General features: G+C 70.9%; 4 protein-coding genes. All 4 read right to left on the bottom strand.

The window, feature by feature from the left end; translation table 11 throughout:
* On the bottom strand, positions 1–2432 hold a 2432-nt coding region (locus E1284_RS37575; protein WP_131944911.1), incomplete at its 3' end, for an MMPL family transporter.
* A 57-nt stretch (positions 2433–2489) separates the two neighbouring features.
* Positions 2490–4274: a fatty acyl-AMP ligase gene (locus tag E1284_RS37570; protein WP_131944910.1), complete on the bottom strand. Its 1785-nt coding sequence runs from the start codon at positions 4272–4274 to the stop codon at positions 2490–2492.
* 267 nt (positions 4275–4541) lie between these two features.
* Complete coding sequence (locus E1284_RS37565) at positions 4542–4805, bottom strand: TFIIB-type zinc ribbon-containing protein (protein WP_131944909.1); 264 nt, start codon at positions 4803–4805, stop codon at positions 4542–4544.
* 141 nt (positions 4806–4946) lie between these two features.
* Positions 4947–5240 carry a hypothetical protein gene (locus tag E1284_RS37560; protein WP_131944908.1) on the bottom strand — a complete coding sequence of 98 codons (294 nt, stop codon included), beginning with the start codon at positions 5238–5240 and terminating at the stop codon, positions 4947–4949.
* Between the last annotated feature and the right edge of the window lie 751 nt (positions 5241–5991).

Genomic DNA, 5991 nt, shown 5'->3' with positions numbered 1-5991 from the left:
CCCACCGGGGCGGGCAGGACGCGCGGTGCGGGCGGCGGTTCCGGTGCGGGCTCCTCGCCGGCGTCCTCCCAGTGCAGCGCGTACGGGAACGGCTGCTCGTCCGGGAGGCGGGGCGGGGCGACGGTCGCGCCCGCCGGGGCCAGGGCGCTGCGCTCGCGCAGGTCCATGCGGGCGTGCAGCCCGGCGAGGAAGGGCGGCAGCCACCAGTTCGCCGAGCCCATGAACCGCATCGTCGCCGGGACGAGCAGCGACCGGACGAGCGCGGCGTCCACCACGACCGCGACGAACATGCCGACGCCGATCAGCTTGACGATGGTGATGCTCGCCATGCTGAACGCGGCGACGACGACGAGGAACAGCAGCGCGGCGCTGGTGATGATGCCGCCGGTGTGCTGCATGCCGGACGCGACCGCCACCCGGTTGTCGTGTGTGAGGTCCCATTCCTCCCGGATGCGGCTGAGCAGGAAGACCTCGTAGTCCATCGACAGGCCGAACACGACCGCGAGGATGAGGATCATGCTGGTCGCCTCGACGCCGCCGGTCGGGGTGAAGTTCAGGACGCCGGCGAGATGCCCGTACTGGAAGCCCCACACGATCGCACCGAACGAGGCGCCTATCGACAGCACGTTCATCACGATCGCCTTCAGCGGCAGCGCGATCGACCCGAAGAACATGAAGAGCAGGATGAACGTGGCGATCCCGACGAAGACCGCCATCTTCGGCAGGGTGCGCATCAGGCTGGACATCAGGTCCATCTGCGAGGCCGTGCTGCCGCCGACGTCGATGTGCATCGGGTAGCCGTCCTTGGACAGGCTCATCCCGCGGATGTCGGTGACGAGGTCCTGGGCGTGCTCGTCCATCGGCTCGTACTTGTGCGTGACGGAGATGCGCACGCCGCCGTACGTGCCCGAGTAGCCGGTGAACTGGGCGTCCGCGACACCGGGGAGCTTCGCCAGGCGCTGCCGGAAGTCCTCCAGGTAGGGCGGGATGGGGTCGTCCTTCTTGGCGGGCTTCCAGTCGCGCGGGATGAGGTCGCCGGAGACGACCACGTCGATCGGCTCGGCCGAGCCGTTGGGGAACTCCTTCTTGACGGTCTCCACCACGTGGCGGGTGGGGCTGCTCTTGGGCAGGACCCGTGCGTCCACGCTGCCGAACTGGACGTTCAGGAACGGCACGAACATCACGCCGAGGATGACGAGCACCACCGCGAAGTACGGCAGCGGATGCTTCATCACGCTGTGGCCGAGGCGGTACCAGAAGCCGCTCTCGGGGTCGCGCTGCGCGCGCTTGGACGTGGGACGCCGCCACGGCATGCGCCCCGCCTCGACACGCGTCCCCAGGAGTGCCAGGAGCGTCGGCAGGAGGACCGTGGCGCCGAACACGGCGACCATGACGGTGGCTATGCCGGCGAGCCCGATCGTCCGGAGGAACATCTGCGGGAAGAGCAGGAGGCCGGCGAGAGCCGCGGACACGGTGACGCCGCTGACCATGATGGTGCGGCCCGCGGTCGCCATGGTGGCGGCCAGGGCCGACTCACGGATCGGCTTCAAGGCCGTCTTGTACGCCTTCTTCGCGGCCTTGCGCGAAGCCTTGTCGCGCTCCCACTTCCAGGGTTTGCCCTGAGGCAGCCCTTGCGCGGCCATGCCGCGCGCCAGTTCCTCACGGAACCGGCTGATGATGAACAGCGAGTAGTCGATCGACAGGCCGACGCCCATCATCGTGACGACTTCCAAGGCGAACGACGTCACGTCCGCCGCATACGTCACGACGTGGAGGACGGCCAGGCCGCCGATGGTCGAGAACATCCCCACGACGATCGGCTGGAGGGCCGCGACGAGGGCGCCGAAGAGGATCACCATCAGGATGATCAGCAGCGGCGACGTGATCATCTCGGCGCGGACGATGTCGGTGACGACCTGCTGACCGAACTCCTCGCCCAGCGGGACGCTGCCGCCGTACTGGACGGTCAGCCCCGGCGCCGCCAGCCGGTCCTTGACGAGGTGGTAGTTCTCGGTCTTGGTCGCGCCGTCCTCGCCGCGCAGCTTCACCGCGACGAACGTCTTGTGCCGGTCGTGCGAGGCGAACGTCTCCGCCGCCTTACCGTCGAACGACCAGTAGGAGATGATCTCCTCGACCTGCGCCTTCGGCAGCCGCGAGACGGTCGTGATGACGCTCGCCTCGTAGCGCGGGTCGTCCACCGTCATCGTGTCGCTGGAGTACAGGACGAGCACGTCGGGGTTGGTGCTGCCGAAATAGGTGGCGCCGAGCTTGGCGACGAGCGTCGAGGACGCGTCCGGGTCCTCGAAGCCGCCCTCCTTGAACTTGCCGAGCACACCGAGGCCCCAGGCGCCCGCGACGGCGGTCGTCACCAGGATCAGCACCAGGCTGGTCCAGCGCCGCCGGTGGATCAGACGCCCCAGCCCCGAAAGCATGGTCCTCCTGTGTCGCCGCGGCCGGGCGGGCCGCCGTGGTTCGAGCGCGCCGTGTTCCTACTTGCGGGACGCGAGGCGCGCCGCGGTCGTCGGCAGCCCGCCGTCAAGGTAGCGCTGCCGCGTCGCCGCACGTGCGATCTTTCCGCTGGACGTGCGCGACACGCCACCCGGTTCGATCAACACGAAGTCGTGGACGCTCATCTCGTGCTCGATGTTGACGGCGCCGCGCACCGCCGCCTCGACCTCGTCCTCGTCCAGCCGTCCGAGCGGGACCCGGCGGTTGCGCTCGGCGACGATCACCAGCCGCTCGGTCTCCGCCCCGGTGATGGCGAACGCGGCCACGTGGTCGGGACGGATCGCGGGGTGCGCCTCCTGCGTCGTGACCTCGATGTCCTGCGGGTAGTGGTTGCGGCCGTCCACGATGATGAGGTCCTTGATGCGGCCGGTGACGTACAGCTCGCCCTCGTGGACGACGCCGTAGTCGCCGGTCTTCATCCAGGGGCCGACGGGGAGTTCGCCGGGGTCGTTCAGCTCGCCGCCGAAGGTGTCCTGGCTCCGCTCGGAGTTGCGCCAGTAACCGGGGGCCGTGTTGGGGCCGTGGACCCAGATCTCGCCGACCCGCCCGTCCGGCTGCTCGGTCCGGGTCTCCGGGTCGACGATCGCGACGAGCTGACCGCACGGGCCGCCGCACGACACCAGCTCGGACCCGCCGTCGCGGAGCACCAGCTCGCCCTTGGTGAGCGCCTCCCGGTCCACGGAGATGACCTTCGGCGGGACGTCCTCGGCGGCCGCGGTGACGAACACCGTCGCCTCCGCCAGCCCGTAGCCCGGCGCCTGCGCACCCGGCCGGAGCCCGGCCGGCGCGAGCGACTCGGCGAACGTCGCCAGCGTCGAGGTGCGGATCGGCTCGGCGCCGTTCAGGCAGGTCGTCAGCCCGGACAGGTCCAGGCCGGCGAGCTTCTCCGGCGTCGCCATCGACGCGACGTACTCGAACGCGAAGTTCGGGCCCGCCGTGTAGACGTTCTTGCCCGGCCGCGACGCGATCAGCTGCAGCCAGCGCATCGGGTTCATGATGAACGACACCGGGTCGGTGTAGATGGCGTGGTCGCCGTTCACCAGCGGCAGCGCCATCGTCGAGATCAGCCCCATGTCGTGGAACAGCGGCAGCCAGCTGACCAGCTCGGGGTTCGGCTTCTCGGGCGCCCAGCCCGCCCACAGCTGCGCCGCGTTCGCCGTCACGTTCCCGTGCGTGATCTCCACGCCCGCGGGGCGGCGGGTGGACCCCGACGTGTACTGCAGGTACGCGAGGTCGTCGAAACCGATGGGCTCGTCCTCCCACCGGTCGGCCAGCGCCGGGTCGATCTCCTCGGCGAACACGATCTCCTTGGGCTGGGGGACGTCGTGGTCGGCGAGGAACTTCTCCACGTGCGGCAGCGCGTTCCGCGTCGTGACGATCACCGCGGGCTCGGCGTCGGCGTAGGCGCCGATCAGCCGGTCGGCGTGCCCCGGCAGGTCCGGGGAGAACAGCGGCACCGCGATGACGTGCGCGTACATGGCGCCGAGCATCGTCATCATGTACTCGAGGGTCTGCGGCAGCAGCAGCGCGGCCCGCTCGCCCGGCCCGCTGACCCGCCGCAGCGTCGCCGCGACCGCCCGCGCGCGCCGGTCCGTCTCCGCCCAGCTCACCGTGATGTGCGCGCCCGCCGGGTCGGCCGAGTAGTCGACGAAGGTGTAGGCCGGGGCGTCCGGCTTCTCCCTCGCCCACCTCGCGACCCGTTCGATCAGCGGGGTGCGGCCGGAGCCGCCGGGCAGGAGTTCGGGAAGCAGCGAGCCCAGTGCCATTGATCATTCTCCCGAGGGGACGGGCCGGACGGGCCCGGTACGGAGCGTGCGGGCGGGCGCCATCGGCGGATGCGGACCGCGTCGGCCGGACGGCTGTGTCTGGGCGCCCCCGGCGACCGGCGATGATCGTCAAGCTACCGGATGGTAGCGAGAGAGCGATATTGGCTGCCGGACACATTCGGCGGCGCGCGGTTTGTCACCCCCGTGACAAGAGGGAAAACCCTTTTCACAGGGGGGCGTCCGCGCGGTCACCGACCGTGCCGGAGCCTACTGGTCGCCGGCGAAGATCTGCTCCACGATGCCGCGCCGGTGCCGCCCCTGGTAGGTGGTCTCGGGGTTCGCGTCGTCCGGAAGCTCCGCCAGGTAGCGGCTCTCGGCGTCGATCAGCTGCTCCAGCTCGCCGCGGTCGAGGAAGACGCCCTTGCACCCCGGGCATTCCTCGATCACGACCCCGTGCCGCTCGTGGGTGTCGAGCTTCGACTCGCACTTGGGGCATTGCATCGTCGGGCATTGCATCGTCGCGTCTGACATACCGGATCCCCTGTCCGTCACGACAGCGTTTACTGCCAGGCGGTCAGCTTACTGACACCGGGCCCGTTTTGGGATGGCCCGTCCTTCGATACGTCTATCCGGACCGGGCGCGCCGCCCGTTCCCGTCGTCCGGGCCCGGCCTCACCTGCCGGACTTGGCCCGCTGCAACGCGAGCCGGCGCCGCAGCAGCCCGACGCACGCGACGCCCCAGAGAAGGCCGATCTCGGCCACGAGCGCGATCCCGACGACGACCGCCCAGTCCGCCTCGTCCGCCTGCTCCATCCCGGCCGGGGCCATCAGCGTCATCCGGGTCTCCCCGGGCGCCACCACCGGCCCCGCCGGCGCGTTCACCGGCGGCAGCACGACCGCCCTGGGCGGCGCCACGGTCGGCAGATCCGGCACGGAGAACGGCGTGGGCGCCACGGACGGCTGCACGCCCGCCTCCCCGGAGTGCCCGCTCAAGCCGGGCGGATCGCTAGGGCTAGGCGCGACACTCGGCGGGATCACGACGGCCGAACCCGCCGAATCACGCGGAGTCGGCTTCGCCGTGGACGTTTTCGACACGGACGGCGGCGGCGCGACGCAAGGCGCACCCCCGGCACCCGGCTGACCGCCCTTGCACGGTCCGGTCGCCGGCGAGTGACCACCGCTCGCACTCGGCTTCGGCCCAAGCGCCTGCCCGGACGGACACGGCCGCCCGGCGGCACTCGCCTTACTGACCGCGCAATGCGGACTGGAGTGACCACTCGGACTGGACGTCTTCGTGGCCGGGCACGGACTGCGTCCAGGACTCGGCTTGCCGTTCGTACATGGCGCGTGACCACCGCCCACCGTCGGACGCGGACCGGAGGGGTACGCGGACGGACACGGGCTCGACTGGCCACGCGCGCAGTGCGCATGCGACGTGGGGCTGGGATGACCGCTCGCGGTCGGCACGTGCCCGCTGCCGGACGGGCCGGAGGGCTGAGTGGACGTCACCGTGGGAACGGGATGACCGCTCGGCGTCGGCGCGTGTCCGCTGCCGGGCGGGTTGGAGGGCTGGCTGGACGGACACGGGCTCGCATCGCCTGCCGTGCACTGACCGTGCGACGACGTGGGAACCGGGTGATCGCTCGCGGTCGGCTCCGGGCCGGACGGCGTCGGCGTGGGTTCGCTGCTCGTGCTGGCGTTCAGGTCGGAGGGGGTG

It is taken from the genome of Actinomadura bangladeshensis (assembly GCF_004348335.1).
Lineage (GTDB): Bacteria > Actinomycetota > Actinomycetes > Streptosporangiales > Streptosporangiaceae > Spirillospora > Spirillospora bangladeshensis.
Note: the sequence above shows the minus strand (reverse complement) of the source record. Positions and strands in the feature narration are given on the sequence as shown.

Coding starts and splice junctions, on each gene's coding strand:
- E1284_RS37570 (WP_131944910.1), bottom strand. CDS start 4,274: ATGGCACTGGGCTCGCTGCTTCCCGAACTCCTGCCCGGCGGCTCCGGC.
- E1284_RS37565 (WP_131944909.1), bottom strand. CDS start 4,805: ATGTCAGACGCGACGATGCAATGCCCGACGATGCAATGCCCCAAGTGC.